This window comes from uncultured Lacinutrix sp. (assembly GCF_947500325.1).
Classification (GTDB): domain Bacteria; phylum Bacteroidota; class Bacteroidia; order Flavobacteriales; family Flavobacteriaceae; genus Lacinutrix.
The window spans coordinates 124,345-149,154 of record NZ_CANMRQ010000003.1 but is presented as its reverse complement, the minus strand read 5'-3'; the positions used below and the strand labels follow the sequence as shown (position 1 = coordinate 149,154).

Genomic DNA, 24,810 nt, shown 5'->3' with positions numbered 1-24,810 from the left:
TAATATAGTAACACTTAAGAATTAGTTTACCCTATTTTTTATATATAAGTTTAATTTATTGTTTAGTGTTTTTTATTTAGAATTATATATAACCAGATTAAAAAAAGGGCTCCCAATAGGAGCCCTTTTTTTAATCTGGTTATAATGTTTTTATATTATTCTATAATAACTCGTTTGTTAATTATTTGTCCTCCATTTTCTACACTCAATATATAAACAGAACTTTCTAAGTCTCCAAACTGTATAGTTTTATTAAATATTCCTGGCGTATTATTAAAAGATTGCTTGTTAATAATACGGCCTCTTAAATCATAAAGACTTACATTAACATTGTCATTATTTTGAGTATTAAATGAGATGTTTATATCTCCATTAGATGGATTTGGCCATAATTTAATAGAATTACTTATACTAAATTCATCAACGCTCAAAGCAGATGTTACACCACAAATTTCAATTGAGAAATTTAAGAACTCACCACCATCTGCAGATGGATAGCCATCAGTAGCGGTTAATACCCAATCACCAATAGTATTCTCTCCATTAAAAGCAGATAAAGGATTACTAGGTTGAGCAGTGCCTCCTACACATGGGGCAGTAGTACTACACGATACAGGCCCAGCAGCTTGGTCATCATAGGTTACAGCTATATCATCTGTACCATCATCGCATAAACTATTTGGTAACATAATAACTGAAGTTCCGGCAGGAGAAGTTAACATTAACTCCATATCACCAGCCCAAATATGTTGTATATTAATTGTTGTATTTAGATCTGTTATAGTTGTATCATCAGTTATATTTATTGTAGAAGTTATAACATGCGCACTATTACCAGTACCAGGAATGTTAATATTGTTTTGGGTAGAGTTATATGTACTACATGAAATAGAAGCTGTAGTAAAATCGTATACTGAAGAGTAAGTAGATTCCCCGCAGCCATTAATAGATTTTACTCTCCAAAAGTATTGCGTCATTTCCTGTAGAGTTGGTGTATTAAATCCAACACTGTTAACAGTATCAGAGGTTGTATTTGTAGTAAAACCAGAATCGGTTGCAGTTTCAACAGTATAACTAGTTGCGCTGGCAATTGGACTCCAATCTAAATTTACTACTATACTTGTTCCAGTTGCCCCATTAGAAGGGCTAGTTAGAGTAGGAATAGATGGAGCAGCTCCCTCAACACCTAAATCAACATTTATTGTATTTGTTGTAACTCCAGTTCCAGTAATAGTTATAGCGTAATTTCCAGTGGCTACACCACTTAAATTACTTACTGTTAATGTCGTTGTTCCGTCTGCATTTAATGTTGCAGGGTTAAAAGAAGCAGTTGCTCCAGCTGGCAAATTAGTTGCAGAAAATGTAGTTGTATCTGTATTACCACCAGTAGCTACATAATTAATAGAATAGGTTACTTCATTAGTTGGTGTACATATATTTTGTGAAGTATTTGCAGCTGTAAGGTTAAAATCAGGAGCAGCACTACATGATACTACATTTGGTTTAAAAGTAGATTCTAAAGACATTACTAAAGCTCTTGCAACATCTGTTTGACCTGAGCTAAACATAAACATGCAGGCATCATTGGTGTAATCCATATAACTTTGAAATAATACTTGTTCACCAGAAACACATCCCGCTTGAGATCCTAAAGCAGGACATCCACCACTTGAAGCATTTTGATTTGGAGTATCTGCAATACCATCATCAGACGAACAAGAGCCTGTAAAAGTATGGTCTAAATTATAAAAGTGACCTAATTCATGTGTAACTGTTCTACCTAAATCATAAGGAGCGCCAGGGACTATACCAGAATTTGGACATCCAGCCCCAGAGCCAAAAGCGCCTAAATTCATGGTTACAGATTGTCCTGCAGCTACATTCCCAGGAAAAGGAGAAAAACCTAATAATCCGGCACCAATATCTTTTACAAGAAAGTTCATATAACCACCCCAAGCTGGATCTGTTTCGCTACCACTTCCAAAATTATACCCAATAGTTACTGCTGGTCCACCTTCTACCATATCTGGATCTATACCTGTTGGATGATTCATGGTTGCTATACAAAATAGAAAATTTGCATTACCAGTAGAAACTCCTGGGTAGTATGGTTGTGCAGCTGTCCAGTTAGAAATATCTGCATTAGTGCCATTAAAATCTGCATTTAAAATATCAATTTGATTTTGAGCTAAAGCTTCTAAACAAGCTCTATCTGATTCCACACCACTAGGGAAGTGGACTGCAACTGGAATAATAATAGGATCCATCATTCTTGATGAAGATTTATTTGCTAAATTCTTTTCTAACTGAGCTTTAAATTTTGCTTGAGTTTTCTGATATTGTTTAACATATTCAGGATCTTTCATTTTTTCCTGCATATATTCAACCATACCACACGTACGTTCTTGAGCATTAATAATTGTTGTAATGCTAAATAATAACAATAGTAAAGATAATTTTAATCTCATTTTAAGATATTTTTTATGGTTATAATATAATATTAACATCTAAAATGAGTGACACCCTACTTTTATTAATAAAAGATTACCATATTGTTATATTCTAATAATTAAATTATAGAAAGAGGAAAAATGTTTTGTAATATTAACTATTCATTTTGTTACATTTATAAAAACATAACTTTTGGAAAAACTAGACCAATTTATTTCTGATTTTGCTTCATTTGTTTGGGGTTTACCTTTACTAATTATATTAATAGGTGGTGGGATATTTTTAATAATATATTCAAAGTTTTTACCTTTTAGGTACCTAGGTCATGCCATTCAGGTGTTACGTGGTAAGTATGACAATCCAGATGATCCAGGTGAAATAACACATTTCCAAGCTTTAACAACAGCTTTATCTACAACTATTGGTATGGGAAATATTTCTGGTGTAGCGGTAGCAATTGCAATAGGTGGCCCTGGAGCTATTTTTTGGCTTTGGATAAGTGCTATAATTGGAATGAGTACAAAATTTTTCACATCTTCTTTAGCAGTTATGTACAGAGGTAAAGATAGTAATGGAGATATCCAAGGCGGTCCAATGTATTTTATAATTGAAGGTTTGGGTAAGCATTGGAAACCATTGGCAGCTTTCTTTTGTTTTTCCGGCTTAATAGGTGTTCTACCTGTTTTTAATGTTAATCAGTTAACACAAGCAATAAATGATATTGTATTAACTCCAAACGGAATTAAAATATCTTTTTTCTCGAATTTGAGTATTGGGTTAGTTTTGGTTTTTCTTACTGCTTTGGTAATTCTTGGAGGCTTAAATAGAATAAGTAAAGTAGCTTCTAAATTAGTACCAAGCATGGTGATTTTATACTTTATATTAGTATTAATTATACTGTTTATAAATTTTTCTGAAGTACCACATTATATAAAACTTATTTTTACCGATGCATTTGCTGCAAATAATTTTAAAGGCGATTCTTTTTTTGGAGGTATTCTTGGAGGATTAATTCTTTTAGGCATTCGTAGAGGTGCTTTCTCTAATGAAGCAGGTATTGGTACAGCTCCAATGGCACATGGAGCTGCAAAAACAAGCGAGCCTATTCGTGAAGGTTTAGTTGCTATGCTTGGCCCAGCTATAGATACATTAATAGTTTGTACATTAACTGCTTTAGCTATTTTGGTTACAGGAGTTTGGCAAACTAGTGATGCTAATGGAGTAAGCTTAACAGCATCGGCTTTTGCTCAAGCTATTCCATATGGAGGGAAATATTTATTGATGCTATGTGTTGCAGTGTTTAGTATTTCATCATTATTTAGCTATTCGTACTATGGAATGAAATGTGCGTCATTTTTATTTGGAGCACATAATAAACATTATTTTAATTATTTCTATATAATTAGTATTATTCTTGGGGCTACGACATCTTTAAGTTTAATGTTAAATTTAATTGATGGTGTTTTTGCTCTAATGGCAATACCAACAATGTTAGCGACTATATTGTTAGCTCCAAAAGTATTGAAAGAGGCTAAAAGCTACTTTATGAAACTTAAATAGTATTGGTTGTAGAGTAGGAATTATTATGTTAAAAAAATATCTTTTTTTAACGAATGAATATTCAATTTTGTAATTTTAACTATAATAAAGTTAGTTTAATCGGTTTATTTTTACAATAATTCAATATTTTAACTTTTTATTAAGAGAATATTTGTAAATTACAATCAACTAATAGCACCACCTATCTCTATGAATCATTTTTACCAAGTTAAATTTATTTTAACTTTATTAACCTACGTTTTTTTTACCACTTTTAGTAATGCATATAGCTTAATAGATAAGGGCTTACCACCATCGAATGATACACCTTGTACTGCGATTCCTCTAAGTCAGAATTCGACATGTGTATTCTCGACATATACCAATGCTACAGCTACAGATAGTGGTATAGCTAATCCTGGATGTGCAAATTACCAAGGAGGAGATGTTTGGTTCTCTGTGGTTGTTCCAGCAAATGGAGAAATAACTTTAGATACTAATACAGGAGTTGTTATAAATGGAGGTATGGCACTATACTCTGGTACATGTTCTAGTTTAACATTCTTAGAATGTAATAATAATAGTAGTGCAAATGGTAATATGCCATATATATATAGAACGGGTTTAACACCTGGAGATACACTCTATGTTCGTTTTTGGGAAGCAGGAAATAATAATAATGGAACTTTCGACATTTGTGCTGTAGGTCTAGTGTGTCTAGCACCTACTGTAGATGCTGCTACAAATATTACTTTAACATCTGCAACTATTAATTGGACAGCTCCAAGCATAGCTCCTTCTAATGGATATCAATATGTATTATCTACTGTTTCTACACCACCAACTGGAGCAGGAACACCAACAACTAACACTTCTCAAAACATTACAGGTTTAACAGCAGATACAATTTACTATTTATATGTTAGAAGTGATTGTGATACTAATGGTTTTAGTTCATGGACATCAGTATATTCTTTTTCTACAGGATATTGTCTTTCAACAAGCTCTAATTCTACTAATTATATAGATAATTTTTCTACCTCAGGAGGTATTGCTAATATAACTAATAATGGATCTGGTTATTCAACTAGTGGATATGGAAACTTTACCGCAGCATCTGTAAGCCAAGTTAATGACGGGAGTATAAGTTTTTCTTCAGATTTTGTTGGAGGTACTCATGGATTTAATATATGGGTTGATTGGAATGATGATTTTACTTTTAATAATACAGATGAAAAAGTATTTGCTTCTGGAGGTTATAATGCAAGTAATACGGGAACTTTTACAGTGCCTAGTTCTGCTAGTATAGGAGACCATAGGATGCGTATTCGTATCGACTATTTTGATTCTGATCCGGTTGCCTGTGGAGTTATTACTTATAGTGAAACCGAGGATTATACATTTAATGTAGCCTCTGCTTTACCTTGTTCGGGAAATCCTACTTCGATAACAGCTGTACCAACCTCTCAAACGACAGCGACTATAAGTTGGACTGAAGGAACACCAGTACCTTCTAATGGATATGATTATTATGTTACTACTAGTACATTAGCACCTAATCCAACAGATACTCCAACAGGTAGTACAGCTGCTGGAATAACAACAGCTAATTTAACAGGTTTAGTAACTGGTGATTATTATGTATGGGTACGTGCAAATTGTGGAGGTACAGGTGATGGAGTATGGGTAGGCCCAACGTATTTATATGTTCCTAACTGTGCTATCGGCCCAGGAACAGGAACAACGACTTTAGGGTGTCCATCTGTAGTATCTGGAGGTTTAGGATTAAATGGAGTAGATCCTGCTTCTATAGCTTGTAGCGCAGCGTCTTCTAATATTGATTTAGAAGCAACGTTTCTAGATTTAGGAGATACTTCTACTTATAATGTAGAGTCTATTGCTTATGCACCACCATATCAATATGAATGTCTTATTAACCCTGTAAGTGTAAATAGTGATGATGTATGGTCTCCAGTAGTTAACCTACCGTTTGATTTTTGTTTTTATGGTAATACATATAATGAAGTATTAATAGGGTCTAATGGTATAATTACTTTTGATATTTCTACACCTGGCAGTGGTACAGGTTATCAGTTTAGTAATGATTTGCCAAGTACTGCAAATGCTTTATTTGCTAATACTATTTATGGGGTTTATCATGATATCGATCCAAGTGTTGGAGGAGAAGTAGGTTGGGAATTAATAACCCTTAATACAGGTTGTAGAGCCCTAGTCGCATCCTGGCATGATGTTCCTATGTATAGTGATAACTCTATTCTATATACAGGAATGATAGTATTGTATGAAAATACAAATGTTATTGAAGTATATATAGAAGAAAAAAATATTGATGGCACTTGGAATGATGGTAATGCTATAGTTGGCATTCAAAATGATGATGCTACACAAGCAGTTGTTGCTCCCGGTAGAAATGGTTTAGATGCAGATTGGACTGTAACTAATGAAGCATGGCGTTTTGTACCTGCAGGAACATCAATTACTCAATTAACATGGTACGAAGGTTCAGGAACTTCTGGAGCATCTTTAGGAAATACAAATACTATATCTGTAAATCCTACATCTACAACAACTTATACCGCAGAAGTAGTATATACATTATGTGATGGCTCTACTTTAATTGAAACTGATGAAACGACGGTTACAATCCTACCAAGTAAAATATGGAATGGAAGTACTAGCTCTAATTGGGCAGTAGCGGCGAATTGGACGCCATCTGGAGTTCCTATTAATACAGATTGTGTACAAATACCGGTAACTGCAAACGATCCTATTATTTCTAGTCTTTTTGATGGTGATGCATTGAGTGTATTAATTGAGGATGATGCAAATTTAACTATTGAATCTGATTGTACCTTATCAGTTGTAGATGCTATTTCTATAGCGAATAATGGAGATTTATTTGTGGAAGATGATGGAAGTATTATTCAAGTTAATGATGTAAATAACGTTGGAAATATAACGATGGATAGAGTGACTAATATTAATAAATTAGACTATGTATATTGGTCGTCTCCAGTAAATGCTTTTCCTATACTTTCTGTTTCTCCAAATACTCCTGCCAGTTTAATTTGGGAATGGACACCAACAATAGCTAATAATTTTGGTAATTGGGCTAGTGCAAGTGGAAACATGAGTGCAGGTAAAGGTTATGCCGTTAGAGGACCAAGTACATATACCTCGACACCACAAGATTATACGGCAACATTCATTGGAATTGCTAACAATGGAGAGATTTTAATGCCTATAAGTAGAGGTACTTATACGGGAGCAGATTACATGGGCCCGAGTTCTACATTAGTGACAAATCAAGATGATAATTGGAATTTAATTGGTAATCCATATCCTTCAGCCATAGATGCTGATGATTTTATGACACTCAATACAAATATTGATGGCGCTGTTTATTTATGGGCGCACTTGATAGATCCTAGTGCTGCTAATCCAGATCCGTTTTATTCAGATTATGTTTATAACTATAGTAGCTTAGATTATATTACTTATAACTCTACTGGATCTACACCGCCAGGTTTCAATGGTGAAATTGCTGCAGGACAAGGCTTCTTTGTGTTTATGAATGAATCGACTGCTAGTACTAATGAAACAGTTACTTTTAATAATAGTTTAAGAGATAGAACTTATAATAATAATCAATTTTATAGAGCTAATAATACTAATCAAAATGATACTGAAAAACATAGAATTTGGTTAGATTTAGTTGCACCTTCTGGTTTGTTAAACCGCGTTTTAATTGGTTATGTTGAAAATGCTACTAATGAAAAAGATAGATTGTATGACGCTTACACTAACAAGTCAATTAACTCTCAAAGTTTTTACTCCCTTATTGAAGAAGAAAAAATGGTAATACAAGGAAAGAAACTACCTTTTAATGATGATGATACAGTGGCTTTAGGTTTGTCTATCTATGAAGAAGGAGCGCATACAATTAGTATCAATAAATTAGATGGATTGTTTGAAAATAGAACGCAAAACATTTTTATTGAAGACTTAGAGACAGGTACCCTACATAATCTTTTAAATAGCCCATATATATTCACAGCTAATAGTAATATTATAAATAATCGTTTTGTTTTACGTTATAAAGATCCTTCAGTAATAATTGAAGATGTAATTGAGAATTCAGAAATTATAATAGAATTAGAAAACAATGTTATTAATGTGACTGCAGGATCTACTATTAAAGATATTGTTGTATATGACGTTATAGGAAGAACGTTATTCAGTTTTAATAACATTAATCTGTCAACAATTAGTTTAGATAATATCAATAAAACTAATAATGTATTATTAATTAAAGCTACGCTTAATAACGGAAAAGAGAAAGTTAAAAAAGTCGTCCACTAGCTAAAAATAGTAGCTTTTTTAAACCTTGAAGTTATATTTAATTTAATAAAAAAAGAGCCAGTAAATACTGGCTCTTTTTTATACTTATAATTTTTTAAATAATATTTTTTCTTGAGTAAATTGATAAACTGCGTCTAAAAAATCGATCATTTTTGACCAGTTTTCTTTTGGTTCATAATTATTACTATAGTATTTATGTGTTGTTATGGTTATCATATTATCCTTAACAACAGCTTTACTATTAAAACCACCAGTTTCGTTTTCAATATTAATATTAAATTTTTCAAGTCCTTGAGCAGTATAGCCGTCTGGAATGCTAATAGTGATATTATTATCAAAAGAACGTGCATAAGTCATATAAATATTATTCTTACGTGCTCTCTCATTATCTTTAATCTCTACTTGCCCACCAATTAATTTACCAGCTTCCAATAAGTAGTTTTTACCAGCTTTTTTTATTAAATCATTATCTATAGAGAATTCTTCAGAAAAAATGAAAGCTTCATTCTTATCAAACCTTCCTGTTTCGTTTATTTTGTAATTGTAATTTTTAACTTTTATATCATATTCGCTATTTATAATATTTTCAAAGTTTTCTTTTTGATCGTCTTTAGATTTAGATATTACAGCATCAAATTCCTTTTTAAATTTGGCTTTTTCTTTTTTTCTTTTAATGCGGTCTATTAAAGGTTTAGTTTTAAATTTTTTATAGTCCTCATATATGTAATCATAAAAATTAAGTCGGTTCTTTTGCTCATTTATTTTACTTTGACCTTTGTAGTAAGATTGTTTTTTCACATTAATACTAGAAAAATCATTGGTGAAATTAATATTTAATTTATTTGTTGAATTGTTTTCTTTGTCTGTAGTACTAGGAAGCTTTACGGTTTCTATATTTTCTATGTACTTTCTATCTGTAACTTTTAATGCATAAGCATTTGTGTTTTCTAATAATGGGTCAATAAGATTTACATTAGAAAAATGATTGAATGATTGGACTAATACAGGAGTTTCTGTGTTAACTTTTAAGAGGAAATCTATATTGCTTTCTAACAACAATTCTTCAAGAGTACCATTATATCTCTTGGTCCCAATTAAAATATCATAATCTATTTTTTCATCTTTTAAAAAGGCAGCAAAAAACTTTATAAACTCTTGATCTTCTTGAAAAAAGATTGGATTCTTACCATAATAGGCAAATGAATTCATCATGATTTTACTTTGATAAGCTAATATTGCTTCTATATAATTGGTGAAATAGGCGTGTCTTATATAATAAAAAACAGCTTTTACTTTTTCCTCATTTGAAGTGAATGTTTTGTCTTTTAAAAATTTCTTAACTTCTGAAAGTTTACCTACCGGTCTAAATTTATCTTCATAAAAATTAAAAATGTCTTCTTTAATTATTTTATCTTTTATCATTCCCGACTCTTCAGGAATAAACGCATAAGCACGTTTTTCATATTTTCCAGTTCTAGCAAAGTTTACTTGAAATTTATAAGCTGGTAATTCAACATAAGGAAAAAACCATCTATTAGAATCAATTTTTTCAACATCTTTAAGATTAAAAATATATCTCCTTTTTTTATCTCGTTTTTTTCCAGCTTCAGGAGTTGTTTTTTCTAAACTAGGGGCATTGTTATATGTCCCAAATGTGATAAAAAAATCTTTTTCTGTATTTAGTACAAATTTATAATCTAATATCGGGTAATCGTCCGGTATAAGAATTTCAACCGGTTCATAGTGATAAAGGTCATTTTCTCCTAAAATCACATTAGTGTGAAAAAAATAATCAATAATATCTCCTTTTTTTAAGTTGGGTATAGCTATTTTGTTATAATCTTCTCCTTCAATGGACTCGTCTGTATCTACAATAACTTCTTTACCATCAGGTTTTATAATTTTTACTCCTATAGTTATTGTTTTTGTTACTTTACTTGTTCCATAAGCAACATAACTATTATCTTTTGGGTATTTAAATTCTGAAAATTCTGAAACGGCTGCTTGATCTAATAATTTTACTCTATGGTTAACAATTTTAGTATATTCTATACTATTATGAGGCCTATTGTAAGTATAATTTAAGGATTTTGACAAGTATACAGCAGATTCTCCTTTCCATTTTTCTGGTACCGTATTAATTTTATTTTTTGTAGTTGTATTCCATATTTTATCACTTATAGTAGGTTTGTTTTTTTTCTTTTGACCATATGTAATGTTGGTAGCTACTAGAATAAAAAACATTAAAAACATTAAATGTTTAGGCAATTTTATTTTTGATATCATATAATTAGGTTGCTACTTAACTTTTGTTAAGATTAATTGTTCATTGTATATAGAATTTAAATTTTGCATTGTCTCATTCCAATTTTCAAAATCATTTGTTTTAATCACAGCATTTTTTAAAATAAAAGTCTTTTTATATTTTAAAATATTACCGTCTTGTTGAAAAGAGACATTTACAGTATAATTTTCAGTGTCTATATTTATATTTTTAGGTGTTTCACTAAGTTTATAATTCGCAGGAATTTCTAGCGTAATAATAGAGTTAATATGTTTTTTATAAGAAAATAAATAGTCAGTATTTCTTTCTTCAAATTGAAATTTATCAAACTCTTTTTTATAATCTAAATCAATATAGATTTCATCTCCAAAAGAAGAAACAGTGTTTTTTTGAACTAAATTATATTTTATAGATAATGTGTTATCTCTATTAGATAAATCTGAAGTTTCAACATCTGTTACTGTAAGGTTTTTATCATCATTATTTAGATAATACATTATAGCATCTTCTTTTCTATCATTTTTTATAGTATTAAAGTAATATAAAAATGATGCCCTGCTTTCGCCATCAAAAGACATTTCAACATTACCTTTTAGCGTGTTTTCCTCTATTTTAGCATTAAATGTATAAGTTTCTTTATTTGCTATAGATTGAGATTTTGGAACGTTATCTAAGATAAAATTATCACCATCTTCAATTAAAACTTGTTTTCCTTGTATCCGTTCAGCATATTCTCCAAATGAATTATACTTTTCTGTGCCATCAAGAAAAATGGCTTTACCATCTTTAAATAAAGTACAAATCATATGGTTGTCTATAGATAAATTTGGTGTAGAGTAATCATAAGCAATACGTTTAGTTCCTATCCATGTTAATCTGGCATCAAAACCTGCTAATTTTAACATTTGTCTTGTTAAGTTAGCCATACCTTTACAGTCTCCATACTTTTTTCTATATACATTTTGAGATTCATCTGGTTTAAATCCAGCAATACCATCTTCGAAAGCTATGTACCTTATATTGTCTTGTACCCAATAATAGATGTTTTTAATTTTTTCCTCATCACTGGATAAATCTTTAGTAAGTGTAGATACAATTTCTTTGAGAGCTTCTGGATTTTCTTCCATTTTATTCACTAAAGATTTATACCAGCCATATAAATCTTTAGTTTGTTTAAATAAAGAAATGTCTTTATCAGAATCTTTATAAGATTTTGCAAGTACTAATAAATGAGGATAAATGAAACTAGGCCCAGGTGATTGCTCTTCATCATACTTACTTTTTAAATCCTTAATTATGTAAGTAATGATTGTGGACTTTATTTTTTTGTCTGAAGTTACTTTTTTTTCAATGTTATAGCCTTCAAAATTAAGTTCTTTAAATTCGATATTTAGCCATTCAGGAACTATAATCTTTATTTCATTATTAATAATAGGCTGTTCTTTATTAAAATATATACTTGTAAAGTATTTTATATCATTATACTGTTTTTTAGAATCAAAAAGAAGTTTATAGCCTTGCACAGGAAAACTAACATTTGCATATTTAACTCTAGCATCATGATGAAATAAATCATTATCAGAAATAGCTTCGTCTATAAAACGGTCATGTGTCGTTTTTTTATTTCTATATTTTAAATTAATTTCTTTAACAATAGACTCTCCAGTGTAACTCACATATTTTTGAATATCTGCTCTGGCACTAATATTAAGAAGTTCTTCTTTGTTTTCATGAGAAACAGTTATTTTTTCTGTTTTTTTATTTTTGTTAAAAGAAATCGTTTCAAAATTATTTAAAATAATAACATCATCTTTTGGATAGGTAATTTTTAGTTTTTTTGCTTTAGATATATCTTCAGGAGTGGCTTCAGTTTTTCTTTGAGCAAAGGAAAATAAAACGCAAAGTGTTAGTAATACTGTTAAAATACTTTTCATAGTAGGTTAAATAGTTAAAGGGCGTCAAAAATAGTGAATATTTATTACGGAAACTGAAAATCAATACTTTTCACATTATATCCAAAATATATAGTTATTAAAATTATTTTTTCAGTAACATTTTTATATAAGTAGCGTCATATTAAAATAAGTTACAAGTATCTATAATTAATAATAAAACAGCAGTAATATAAATATAGTTATTATGAAAAAAATCGTAGTATTATTAGGTGTGTTTTTGATGGTGTTTTCTATCAATGCGCAAGACAGTAAAATTCCCCAAAATATAAAAGACCATATTCAAGCACGTGTTGAAAATGACTTCAATGTAGGTGTAATAGTTGGATTAGTAGAAGGAGATAGCGTTGAATATTATAGTCTTGGAAAAACTGCAGTAGATAATGGAACTAAGATTAACGAAAATTCGGTATTTGAGATTGGGTCTATTTCTAAAGTTTTTACTACAATTCTTCTAGCCAATAAAATAAAGAAAGGAGAAATAAGTTTAGAAGATCCTATTTCTAAATATCTTCCGGAAACTGTGAAAACACCTTCAAGAAATGGTAAAATTATTACAATTAAAGATTTAGCAACCCATACATCAGCTTTGCCAAGAATGCCAAATAATTTTGCGCCAAAAGATCAAAATAATCCTTTTGCAGACTATACATACGAACAATTGTACTCATTCCTTTCTAATTACCAATTAACTAGAGATATAGGTGTTACATATGAATATTCTAACCTTGGTATGGGCTTGTTAGGACATGTTTTAGAATTACAAAGTGGAAAAACATACGAAGAATTAGTTATAGAAACTATCGCGAAACCTTTAGAAATGAAAGATACAGCTATAACTTTTACAGAGGCTATGAAAAAACGTTTAGCAAAAGGTCATGTAAGTACAATTGAAGTTGCTAACTGGGATATTATAACGCTTGGTGGTGCTGGAGGAATTCGTTCTACAGCAAACGATATGGTGAAATTTTTAAAAGCAAATATGGGAGTAAATAAGACTAAACTGTATCATGCAATGCAATTAAGTCATCAATCTGCTTTCAAAGATAAAACTAGTGATTTTGAGATTGGTTTAGGATGGCATTATGATAATAATATTATATGGCATAATGGACAAACTGGAGGTTATAATTCCTTTACAGCATTTATAAAAGGAACGCAAAAAGGAGTAGTGGTTTTAACTAATTCTACTGAAAACATTGCAACAATTGGTTTTAATTTATTAGGCATGTCAAAACCTTTAAAAGAAATCAAAAAAGCTAAGACTATTGCTCCAGAGATTCTTGAAACTTATGTTGGGAAGTATGAATTAGCTCCTAATTTTAATATAGTAATTACTACAAAAGATGGACATTTATTTGCACAAGCAACAGGACAATCACAATTTGAAATTTATGCTTCAGATGAGAATACATTTTATTACAAAGTAGTAAAAGCAACAATAGAATTTAGTGCAAATGCTGAAGGTGAAATCGATACTATGACTTTATTCCAAAACGGAAGAACCATTCCAGGAAAAAAGATTGAATAAAATGTCTTAGCTGTTAATCTAAAATTAATAGTAAAATATGGGAGTAGTTACTTAAATAATTATAATTAAAAGTTTTGATGCTTTTATATAGTTTTTGATTTGGTGTATTCGTTTATAGATAATTGTTGTTACAATTAAAACAACTGTTTTTTACGTAAATGGTTAAAACAAGGTTGTCTGTCGATAAATTAATGTTGACTGTCTAATTTTTTGAAAAAAGAAATTGAATTAATTTAATTTAAATGGAAATTTCAGAAAAACCAAATCAATAAAAAACTACCAATGAAAAAACTATCCCTCTATGGTTTTATAGCCTTCATTTCCATTTTTCAAATTGATGCACAAACCCAACCACAACACAATAAAATGGTTATTGGTTATTACGCACAATGGGCTATTTATGCCCGAGATTATAATGTTTTAGATATTGAAGCAGATAAACTAACACATTTATTATATGCCTTTTTTGACACAAAATATAATGCAGCAACAGATTCTGCTTATATTCAAACGTTAGATGATTATGCAGATTTTCAGCATAATGAAAGTGGACTACATGCTTTTGATGATCCTGTAAAAGGAAATATTGGAGATTTAAAACTATTAAAACAAAGCTATCCCCATTTAAAAGTTGTTATTTCTTTAGGTGGATGGACAAAATCTCAAGCCTTTCCAGATATAGCAAAGTCTGTAAATGCAAGAACGACTTTAGCTCAAAGCATGGTTGATTTTATGACAACTCATCCATGGATTGATGGGTTTGATTTAGATTGGGAGTTTCCTGTAGAAGGTGGAATTGATGGTACCGAGTCTGTTGGTGGTGTTTTAATCCCTGCACAGCCTCATTATACAGATGACCATACAAATCTTGTGCTTTTATTAAAAGAAATGAGATCAGTTTTTGATGCTAATAATATGCAGAATAAAATTATTTCTATGGCTGCAGGTAATAATGTTTCAAATTTATTGCCAACTCATGTAGGACCAGGAACAGAATCTATGCATGGCGTTACAGAGAATGTTTTCGATTTCTGTGATTTTGTTACTTTTTTCGGGTATGACTTTGGTGGAAATTGGTTTGATAAAACATGCTATAACGCACCTTTATATGGTGGAGATCATCCAGAAGACCCTTTAAATCGAGGTGTAGGAAATCCAAATCAAGTATTAGATGGTCTTGTTGGATTATATATAAATGATATGCAAGTCCCTACAGATAAATTAGTAATGGGAATTCCTTTTTATGGTAAATTATTTGAAGGTGTAGCTACAACTGGAGCAGTGCCTGGTTTACCTGGTTTGTATGAAGCAGCTCCAAGAGTAAATAATTTAGCATGTACAAATCCTCAAGCACCACAAGGTACTTGGGACTCTGTAAATTGTGAAAACTCGGGTTCAATAGAGTTTTGCGATTTATTTCAGGGTATTGGTTCTAATACACACCATTATTTAAATGCTACAAATCCTTTGCAGGTATCTACTGCTGCAGCTGCAAGTGGTTGGACTAGATATTGGGATGATACTGCTAAAGTGCCATATTTATACAATGCAACATCTAATAAATTTATATCGTATGATGATAATGAATCTATAGATTTAAAAGTGAAATATGCGCTTTCTAAGAATTTAGGAGGTGTTATGATATGGGAGCTCTCACAAGATGCGAGAAATAATTCTAGTCATAGTCTTCTTAATACAATTGACAACTCTTTGCAACTTGCAGATTATGATATTACAATAAACTTTAAAGATGCATCAGATAACCCATTATCAGCAGTAGTGGTAGAATTAAAAGATGGCAATGGAGTAGTGCTAGAAACATTAAACTCTAATGCTACTGGCCAAGTTATTTTTTCAAATAAAACAGGTAATGTTCCCTATACTATTACTTACGCTTTAACTAATTATGCCTTTTTGCCAAGTAGTATAGTATATAATGCTCTTGAATTTAATTCAGATAAAGTTGTAGATATTACTGGGTCAGATCAGTTAGTGTCCATTACAGGATCTGTTAAAGAAAACAACGTGTTGTTTACAGATGTTGATGTTATTTTAAAAGATGCTATTACAGATGCGGAGTTGGATAGAATAACGTCTACCGATGGTAATTATGCTTTTAATTCTGTTATAGGAGGAAATGATTATATCGTTACTGCCGAAAAAGACTTTTACTCATCTACTGTATTAACATATACAAATCTTATAGCTAATCAAGCGAATCAAGAGTTAACAGTGACAAGAAGTATGCATACTATTAGTGGTAATATTGTTCAAGGAGCAAACCCTATGCAAAATGTAACAATTACAGTTACTGGTAATGGACAAAGTTTTTCTAATGATTCTGATGCTTCAGGTAATTACTCAATTGCTAATATTCCAGCGGGTTATGATTATACTGTTACTCCAGTTTTAAGTAATATTAGTTTTTTACCTGCTAATGTACAAGCTATTTCACTTAATGAAGATAAAGTGTATGATTTTGCCCAGAACTTAGGCTTAATATATGGTACTGTTAAAAGTGGGAGTACTCCAATTGCTGGAGCTGTAGTGTCTTTAATAATGCCTTGGACAGATGCTTCACATCCATATGTAAACCTAAATGCGACTACAAATGCTCAAGGCGAGTACTTTTATACTGAAACACAACTAGATGGTTATGCAACTATTTCATCATTAAAATTAAATGATTATGAAAATAATGGGATAGTATATTTACCAACAGATATTACAAATATACCAGTGCCTTCGGTAGCGACGGAATATAATTTTAATTCACAACCTGTATCTCCAGAGATTACAATTAATCAACCAAATCAATCTACGGTAACTATAGCACCTGGAGCCTCTGTAAATTTAGAGGCTATGATAGGATTAACGTTTAATGACGGTACAACGATTAATACTGTTACGTTTGATGTAGATGGTACAACAATAACAAATACTAATGTAAATGATATTTATACTGGTGTATGGACACCAATAAATTCAGATTTTGGAAATACCCATACATTAACAGTAACTGCACTAGACTCTAATGGTACTAGTGTAACAGAAACGTTTTCCTTTACTCTAATATGTTCTGGAATAAATTGTCCAAATATCTCACCATTAATTATTTTAGATTCTCCAGCTAGTACTACGATTAATCAAAATGGAGGTTTGCAAAATATTCCTATACAAGTAACAGTTACAGATTCTGATGGTACAGTTGCATCGGTAACCATAACTATTAATGGAATTACAGAAACAATGGTAGCTGGTGCTAATAATACCTATACTTATAATTTTATACCTACAAGTTATCAAACTTATCCAATGGTAATTACTGCAGTTGATAATGATAATGATTTCTCTACGTTAAATGAGGCTTTAAATATTATTGATTCTATATTCACAACGTTACCTAGTGGAAATATTGTTTTAGGTTATGCCCATTCATGGGAGAATGCAAATGCTCCATTCTTGTATTTTAATGAAATACAGAATACAAAATACAATGTTGTAATGTATTCTTTTATAGAAACTGTTGGACAAAATGGATATACTCCACAATTAACTATAAATTCTAATAGATATCTAACAAATGGAGTATTTGATAGTCAACTGTTAAAAGATGACATTAACGTATTAAGAAGTCAAGGTGTGCCAGTAATAGCTTCTATTGGTGGACAGAATGGACATGTAGAGTTAAGTACGGTTGCAGAAAAAAATGAATTTGTTCAAGGACTTAAAGACATTATTGATGAGTATAATTTTGATGGTATAGATTTAGACTTCGAAGGTGGTTCAATGAATTTTGGAGCTGGAGCACTAACAGATTTTTCTTATTCATCACTTGCTCCATATCCTAAATTAAAAAATGTTGTAGATGCTTTTAAGGAGCTAAAACAACATTATGGGAACAATTTTATAATGACCTGTGCTCCAGAGACATTCTACGTTCAAGTAGGCTATTCTACTTATAGCGGTATTGCTGGCGCATTTTTACCCGTAATTCATAATTTAAGAGATGAATTAGATCTTATTATGGTGCAATTATATAATACAGGTTCTGTAAATGCTTTAGATGGAACAGCTTATGCACAAGCTACCCCAGATTTTTTAACAGCAATGACAGATATGTTAATTACGGGTTTTAATGTATCAACAACCGGATTTAACTTTCCTGGCTTACCAGCATCTAAAATAATGGTTGGTATTCCGTCTTGTCCTGCTGCTGCTCCAGCTGGAGGATATTTACAACCTTCAGAAACGATTAAAGCATTAGACTATTTAAGATTCGGGACAGATTTTACTGGAAGGAATTATAGTTTACAAAACGGAAATCATCCAAATTTAAGAGGAGTTATGACCTGGTCTGTAAATTGGGATGTTGCTAGTGGTTGTGCTTCAGCAAACGAATTTGGAGATAGTTATTCTAATTATTTCAATTTAAATTCAACATTAGGGGCACTTCCAAAAATCTATTTGCAAGGATCTGCAATTAATCCAAACACTGGAGAAGAGAGTTTAATGCGTGATGATTTAAGAGTTGCAGGTATAATACCAACCACTAGTCCTTATGCATCGTCTCCAGCAACTTGCAATGCTTCCGTGTTTAATATCACTGGTGCAAATGCAATAGTAGATTGGGTAGAAGTAGAATTAAGAAGTTCTGGAAATAACACAATAATTGTAGAAAGACAGAGTGGTTTATTGCAACGTGATGGAGATATAGTCGCTACAGATGGAACATCGCCATTAAGTTTTAATCAAGCAGCAGGAAATTATTATGTGGCTATAAGACATTATAATCATTTAGCAGTAATGACTACTAATACTGTTGCTCTTAATAGTGTAGCCAATGTTATAGATTTTACAGATGCTAATAATCAAATAACCTTTGGTACAGATGCGCAAACTACATTTGGTATGTTTGCTGGTAAAGTTGGAATGTGGGCAGGAGACTCTAATGGTGATGGACGTTTAAATTATTCTGGTACTTTCTCTGAAAGTACATCAATACGAAGTCAAGTATTTAACGATCCAAATAACTCTGTGTTTGGAGGTCCACCAGTGGCTAATTATGCTTCTATTGGTTATTTAGGAACAGATATAAATATGGATGGAGAAACACTGTATTCAGGAACTACAAGCGATCTATTATATGTTAGAAATAATATATTTAATAATCCATCGAATTCTATATTTGGAGGTCCACCAACACCTACATTTTTGTTTTTGCAAAGATTACCAGAAGGCGCTAATGATTAAAAAAAAACTATAGTTATCTAAATTTTTATAAAAAGGAATATCTCTAAAATTGATTAATTTATAACAATAAGCTATAAATTAAATAACGTTCTTTGTATTACAATATATAGAATGATAAACATTAGAGAATACATAGAGAAAACAGTTGCTATTAGTGATGAAGATTGGCATCTGTTTTCGTCTAAATTACAGAATAGAGTTTTTAAAAAGAAAAGTTTAATTCTTGAAGTTGGTGATACAGAAAATTATATTTCTTTTATAGAAAAAGGGATTGCAAGATTCGTAATACCTAAAGAGAATGAAGACAAAGAGATTACTTTCGGTTTTTGTTTTAAAAATGAATATATAAGTGCATACGATTCGTTTTTAACACGCAAACCATCAACGCATCAAATTGAAGCTTTAACAGATATGTCAATCTGGAGTATTTCATATCAAGATTTACAAGAAGTGTACAAAAAGAGTTTTGCGGGTAATGTAATTGGTCGTTTATCTTCAGAACGTTTATATCTTATAAAATCTAAGCGAGAACAATCTTTATTAAATGAAACGGCAGAGCAACGATACCTTAATCTATTTGAAGATCGCCCTAATTTAATTAAAGAAATCCCACTAAAATACATAGCGTCTTATATTGGTGTTACTGCGCAAGCATTAAGTCGTATTAGAAAGCGTATTTCTTAACCTCGGTTCATTTTATATACCATTAAGACTTTAGACCTTTGCGAAAAGCAAAAGACTATGAAGATTTTAATATTAATGGTGATACTTTGGTACTCAGGATTGTTCTTTCAAACCTTCTTTTTACACCGTTATGCTGCACACCAAACCTATACTATGTCTAGGGCTATGGAGAAAATATGCTTTTTCTTAACTTGGGTATTTCAGGGCTCTAATTATTTAAGTGCCTACGGTTATGGAGTTATGCACAGAATGCATCATGCTTATGCAGATACAGAAAAAGACCCACATTCTCCTAAATACGATGCGAATGTATTTTCTATGATGTGGCGTACAAAAAATATATATCAAGACATTAATAAAAAACGAATTGCTGTAGCAGATAAATTCACTAAAAACGTACCACAATGGGAAGTGTTCGATAAGTTTGCTAGCTCAAGAATATCTAGGTTAACATGGTGTGCGTTATACACTGTTTTCTTTGTGGTTTTTGCGACAGCATGGTGGCAATGGTTGTTTTTACCAGTTGCCTTTTTAATGGCTCCAATTCATGGTGTTATTATAAACTGGTTTGCTCATATTTATGGTTATGTAAACTTTAAAGTAAATGATACTTCTAAAAACTTACTACCATTCGATTTTTTAATGATGGGTGAAGGTTATCATAATAACCATCATACACATTCTGGTCGTGCTAATTTTGGTGTAAAATGGCATGAGATTGATATTACCTATTGTATTATGGTCGTTTTAGATAAACTTAGAATTATTAAACTTAAAAAAACTGCTAGTTAAATAAACTAGGGCAGTATAGTTTTACTTGTAGTTCGGTTAATACAGAAGCGTGATTTATTAAGGCATTAATTTGTTCATCTTTTAAAGGTGATAATCCCGTTTTCACACGTCTTGCAATGGCTAATTGTTCCTTTGTATTAGCATTTTCTACTATTGTACTATAGCCAATGTTTGTTTTAAGTTTAGTTTCTATAAGATCCCATTTTTTATTTATAATATCATGATTAGTAATATTGTGATATTTTAAAACTTCAGATTGAATAATACCGTCTTTTATACCTTCAATAAATTTTGGTATAGAATCTTCAATATCCCAGCCTAAAGATTGGTAGGCAATCTCACGTTTATAAGTTTTATGATTTTCATATAAATATTGAACCATTTGTAAATTTTTTATACGATTCATAAAAACATTACTTGTTCTAATTAAAAGTGTCAATGTGTTTTTATAAGTATTTTTAAAAGGCATTATATTACCTGCATCGCTAATAATAACTACTTGAGTACCATAAGCGCTTTTAATTTGTGTTATTTTATGTGCACCTTGATTGTCGTAAACACCACCATCTACTAATCTAGGTTTTATACGATTATAATCATTTGGGTCTTTAAAATATTCTTTGCCTATATTTATTGGTGTAAATACAAACGGAACAGAAGTAGATGCAGCAACAGCTCTTGCGATAGGGAAGTGTTTTGCCTTAAAATAGACAGGCTCACTTTTTTCTTCATCTTCAGGATAGCTATAAACAGAATCTCCCATAGTGGTATTTGAAAATGTAAATAACCGACCAGTTTCTAAATTTGTAGCATTAATAGCAAATCTAACTTTAGAGGATAACGCAGATAATGATTTTCCACCAAAAAAGAACTTATTATACATGCGTTCATTTAGTTTACTAATAGGGAATAGTTTAAATTGGAAGTAAAGTAAAATAGCTATTAATGTAAATAATAGACCAAAACTTCTCCATGCATGACCTTGGGATAAAAGGTAAACGATGTTACCAACCCAAATTAAAAGAAACAAAAATACCAATAGAAAACGCCAAGACGTAAATACCCCTTTAATAACACTACGTTTTACCCCTTTTCTAATAACTTTTTCAAAAGTATCAAAGTCATCTAAATGTATACCATATGTAGCACCAGTAATAGAACCTCCAGAATTTGTAGAAATTACATCCACAGCGTCTAAAACATTTAATTCACGAAGTTTTCTTAACGTTCCTAAATGATAAATGGTAGCTCTATAGCCACCACCAGATAAACTTAAACCTATTTTTTTATTGTTCTTCATATATAGTTTTCACGATAGTGAAACTCTTATTAATTTATAGTCTTTTCAAATTTAGTTAATAATAAATCATAGTAATTATTTAACAATGTATTTATTAAATTAATTCAGAATTTTCTTATTTATTTATTATAAATACGTTCATTTTTTACTACTTTTATATAGACTCTTCCCTAGAACATAATACTATGTAGATACTTAGTAAGTATAATAGTTGGATAAAACTATTGTGCTTTCTTGGTTGTTTTATACTATTTAATAGCGCTATTTTTTAACTATAAAATCAAAAAACCATTATGCCATCTGTCAAAAAGCAAATGCAAAACGATCAAAATTTTTTAAAACTGATCTTAAATGAAATTAGTAACCACATTATTTCTATTACGCTTATAACGGTTATTTATCTTTTGTTATGGATTGTACCGCAAATTAATGATCTTATTGTTGTAATAAACCAAGCAAAATACGATTGGTTAGTTGTTCTTATCTTCTTCTCATCTCTAAGTGTTTTAGCCTTTTTAATTAGTACAATAAACTCGTATTATAATCCTCCAACTACAAATGATTTTAGTGCGGAAAATGAAATAGGTACTAGTCATAAATCTCCTATGTTTAAAATACCACAAGATGGTAAAGAGATTTATATAGAGCAACAAGAAAAGAGAGGTGTTATATTTAGTGCATCTCAGGAGTTTCATGAAACTCAAGCAGAGTATATTAAACGTTTGTTTCCAAAAATTCTTGGAACTATTCTAATTTTAATTGCCGCTTTTGCAGTAAATAATACGTTTCAAAAAATATATGGAGAAGATATTATTATAGGCGGTAATTGGGGCTTACTAATTGCTATAATTTTATTGTTTTTTGGCCTCAATCAAAGACTCGTAAATGCACTAACAAAATGGGCTAAGCCTATAAAGTGGTTTACTTATGTGCCAATTGTAATTGCAATGCTTTGTATTACAGGAATATTATTATTAGGAGCTTTAAATAATGGAGGTGCGAAGATAGATACAAAATACTTTTTCTGTTCTTTATTATTGTTAGCTACCTTTTTCTTAATTGTTTCAATATCTTATAATAAATACATTTTAAAATTTAAAAAGTACATTGGTGTTTACTTAATTATTGTATTGGTAGTGTGCGCATTTATCGCTTATGTTATACTGTTTTTTAATCCACAAGCTTTAAAAATAATCACACCATTATCTATCGTTATGGTATGTATTATTGGAATTTATACTGTTTTAAACCTTATTAAGCTTATTGGCCATAGAAATGATATACCGTTATTAGGTTTAGTATTAATAGTAAGTGTTGTTCTTTCGGTTTGGACGGCGAATAAAGTCGATTTTTCACACTATGATGCAGGTACAGTACCAAGTAATATTTCTCCAGATAACCGTTTAGAATTAAATACCTATGTTAAACAATGGATTAGCGACCGAAAAACCGACATATTAAATCAAAAATCAGGAGAACGGTTTCCAATAATACTAGTAGCAGCCGAAGGTGGCGGTTCTAGAGCAGGTTTATGGTCTTTTTTAGTGCAAAGTTATTTGTATGATCGTAATCCAGACTATTTTAAAAAGTATTTATTCTCTATGACAGGAGCATCTGGTGGCGGTGTAGGTAATAATATGTTTTATACACAAGCCTATAACTTACAAGAAGGTAAGAGTACTGTTAAATTAAAATTCGATTCTATAACTAACAATGTACAATATCGTGCTAGCGATATCTATAATCAAGATTATTTATCAACCTCAGTTGCTAGTATTATGGGCAGAGATTTATTTAAAAATATTACCGATATAGGTGTGTTTAAAGATCGTGGTGCTTTGTTAGATCAAGAATGGGAAAATCAGTTTAAAAAAGTATTTAAATACGAAAATACTAATCCTTTAGGAGAAGCCTATTTAGAGATGATGCCTGCAATACAATCAAATACTTATATAAAACCATTAATTATTACAAATACAACCCATTTGCAGTCTGGCCAACGTTTTATAATAAGTCCTGTCAAAACAGATAGAGATACTAATAACATGGCAGTTTTTGTAGATCTTTTAGGGCAATACCACAAACCAGATAAAATGATAAAACGTTCTACAGCAATGTCTATGAATGCACGTTTTCCTTATCTAAGTCCTGTAGCTAGAATTAAAGGCGCAGGACAGTTTGGAGATGCAGGTTATTACGATAATATTGGTGGAACTGTTACAAGGCGATTAACAGCTGCTTTAGTAAAAGAAATAGAAAAGGATACTAGTTTAACTGGTAAATATGAAATAAAACATTTACTAATCTCTAATTACGAAGCACCATGGGATGCAACAGCAATAAAATATAGTAGCCAATTAACTGCTCCAGCTGGTATGATAGCTAAAGCAACATTTGCACATCCAAAAGAAATGGAGAAAAGCTTTAGTAATTTATGTAATGTACAATCTAAACGTACAGAAATAAACGAACATAAAGCAATGATTAGCATAACAGAAGGAGAAGTAGAGCCTATTATTCCATTAGGACGTTATTTATCTCGTATTGCTGTCCGATCTTTGGAAGCTAGGCTAGAAAAAGAAGAAGTAACTAACGATTTGAATCGTTTGATTCCGAAAAAATGATGTTAAGTTGTCTTAGG

Annotated in this window: 11 protein-coding genes; 7 read left to right on the top strand and 4 right to left on the bottom strand. The window is 30.9% G+C overall.

What is annotated here, in order from left to right; genetic code table 11:
- Positions 1-155 precede the first annotated feature (155 nt).
- Positions 156-2,468 (bottom strand): M43 family zinc metalloprotease, encoded by a 2,313-nt coding sequence (locus Q0997_RS05825; protein WP_299885942.1) that lies wholly within the window; start codon positions 2,466-2,468, stop codon positions 156-158.
- Between the two features lie 175 nt (positions 2,469-2,643).
- Between Q0997_RS05825 and Q0997_RS05820 the strand changes: the two genes are divergently transcribed.
- Together Q0997_RS05820 and Q0997_RS05815 are read left to right on the top strand one after the other, a co-directional pair.
- Positions 2,644-4,011, top strand: coding sequence for a sodium:alanine symporter family protein (locus tag Q0997_RS05820; protein ID WP_299885939.1), 1,368 nt, complete (start codon positions 2,644-2,646; stop codon positions 4,009-4,011).
- 189 nt (positions 4,012-4,200) lie between these two features.
- On the top strand, positions 4,201-8,373 hold the full coding sequence (locus Q0997_RS05815; protein WP_299885936.1) for a GEVED domain-containing protein: 4,173 nt from the start codon (positions 4,201-4,203) through the stop codon (positions 8,371-8,373).
- 84 nt (positions 8,374-8,457) lie between these two features.
- Here the strand turns inward: Q0997_RS05815 and Q0997_RS05810 are convergent, their stop codons facing one another.
- Together Q0997_RS05810 and Q0997_RS05805 are read right to left on the bottom strand one after the other, a co-directional pair.
- On the bottom strand, positions 8,458-10,659 hold the full coding sequence (locus Q0997_RS05810; protein WP_299885933.1) for a hypothetical protein: 2,202 nt from the start codon (positions 10,657-10,659) through the stop codon (positions 8,458-8,460).
- Between the two features lie 12 nt (positions 10,660-10,671).
- Positions 10,672-12,591: a transglutaminase family protein gene (locus Q0997_RS05805; RefSeq protein WP_299885930.1), complete on the bottom strand. Its 1,920-nt coding sequence runs from the start codon at positions 12,589-12,591 to the stop codon at positions 10,672-10,674.
- 205 nt (positions 12,592-12,796) lie between these two features.
- Between Q0997_RS05805 and Q0997_RS05800 the strand changes: the two genes are divergently transcribed.
- From Q0997_RS05800 to Q0997_RS05785, 4 genes are all read left to right on the top strand, one after another.
- The gene (locus tag Q0997_RS05800) at positions 12,797-14,140 is read left to right on the top strand and encodes a serine hydrolase (RefSeq protein ID WP_299885927.1); all 1,344 of its coding nucleotides are present in this window, start codon (positions 12,797-12,799) and stop codon (positions 14,138-14,140) included.
- Positions 14,141-14,422: 282 nt separating this feature from the next.
- On the top strand, positions 14,423-19,393 hold the full coding sequence (locus tag Q0997_RS05795; protein ID WP_299885924.1) for a glycosyl hydrolase family 18 protein: 4,971 nt from the start codon (positions 14,423-14,425) through the stop codon (positions 19,391-19,393).
- A 111-nt stretch (positions 19,394-19,504) separates the two neighbouring features.
- Positions 19,505-20,077, top strand: a complete 573-nt coding sequence (locus Q0997_RS05790; RefSeq protein ID WP_299885921.1) for a Crp/Fnr family transcriptional regulator — start codon at positions 19,505-19,507, stop codon at positions 20,075-20,077.
- A gap of 57 nt (positions 20,078-20,134) precedes the next feature.
- Positions 20,135-20,869: an acyl-CoA desaturase gene (locus tag Q0997_RS05785; protein WP_299885919.1), complete on the top strand. Its 735-nt coding sequence runs from the start codon at positions 20,135-20,137 to the stop codon at positions 20,867-20,869.
- Here the strand turns inward: Q0997_RS05785 and Q0997_RS05780 are convergent.
- Complete coding sequence (locus Q0997_RS05780; protein ID WP_299885916.1) at positions 20,862-22,169, bottom strand: patatin-like phospholipase family protein; 1,308 nt, start codon at positions 22,167-22,169, stop codon at positions 20,862-20,864. The genes Q0997_RS05785 and Q0997_RS05780 overlap by 8 nt on opposite strands.
- Before the next feature lie 293 nt (positions 22,170-22,462).
- On the opposite strand from Q0997_RS05780, the gene Q0997_RS05775 reads away from it, so the two are divergent.
- A complete protein-coding gene (locus tag Q0997_RS05775; RefSeq protein WP_299885913.1) occupies positions 22,463-24,793 on the top strand; it encodes a hypothetical protein in 2,331 nt (776 codons plus the stop codon).
- The last annotated feature ends 17 nt before the right edge of the window (positions 24,794-24,810 follow it).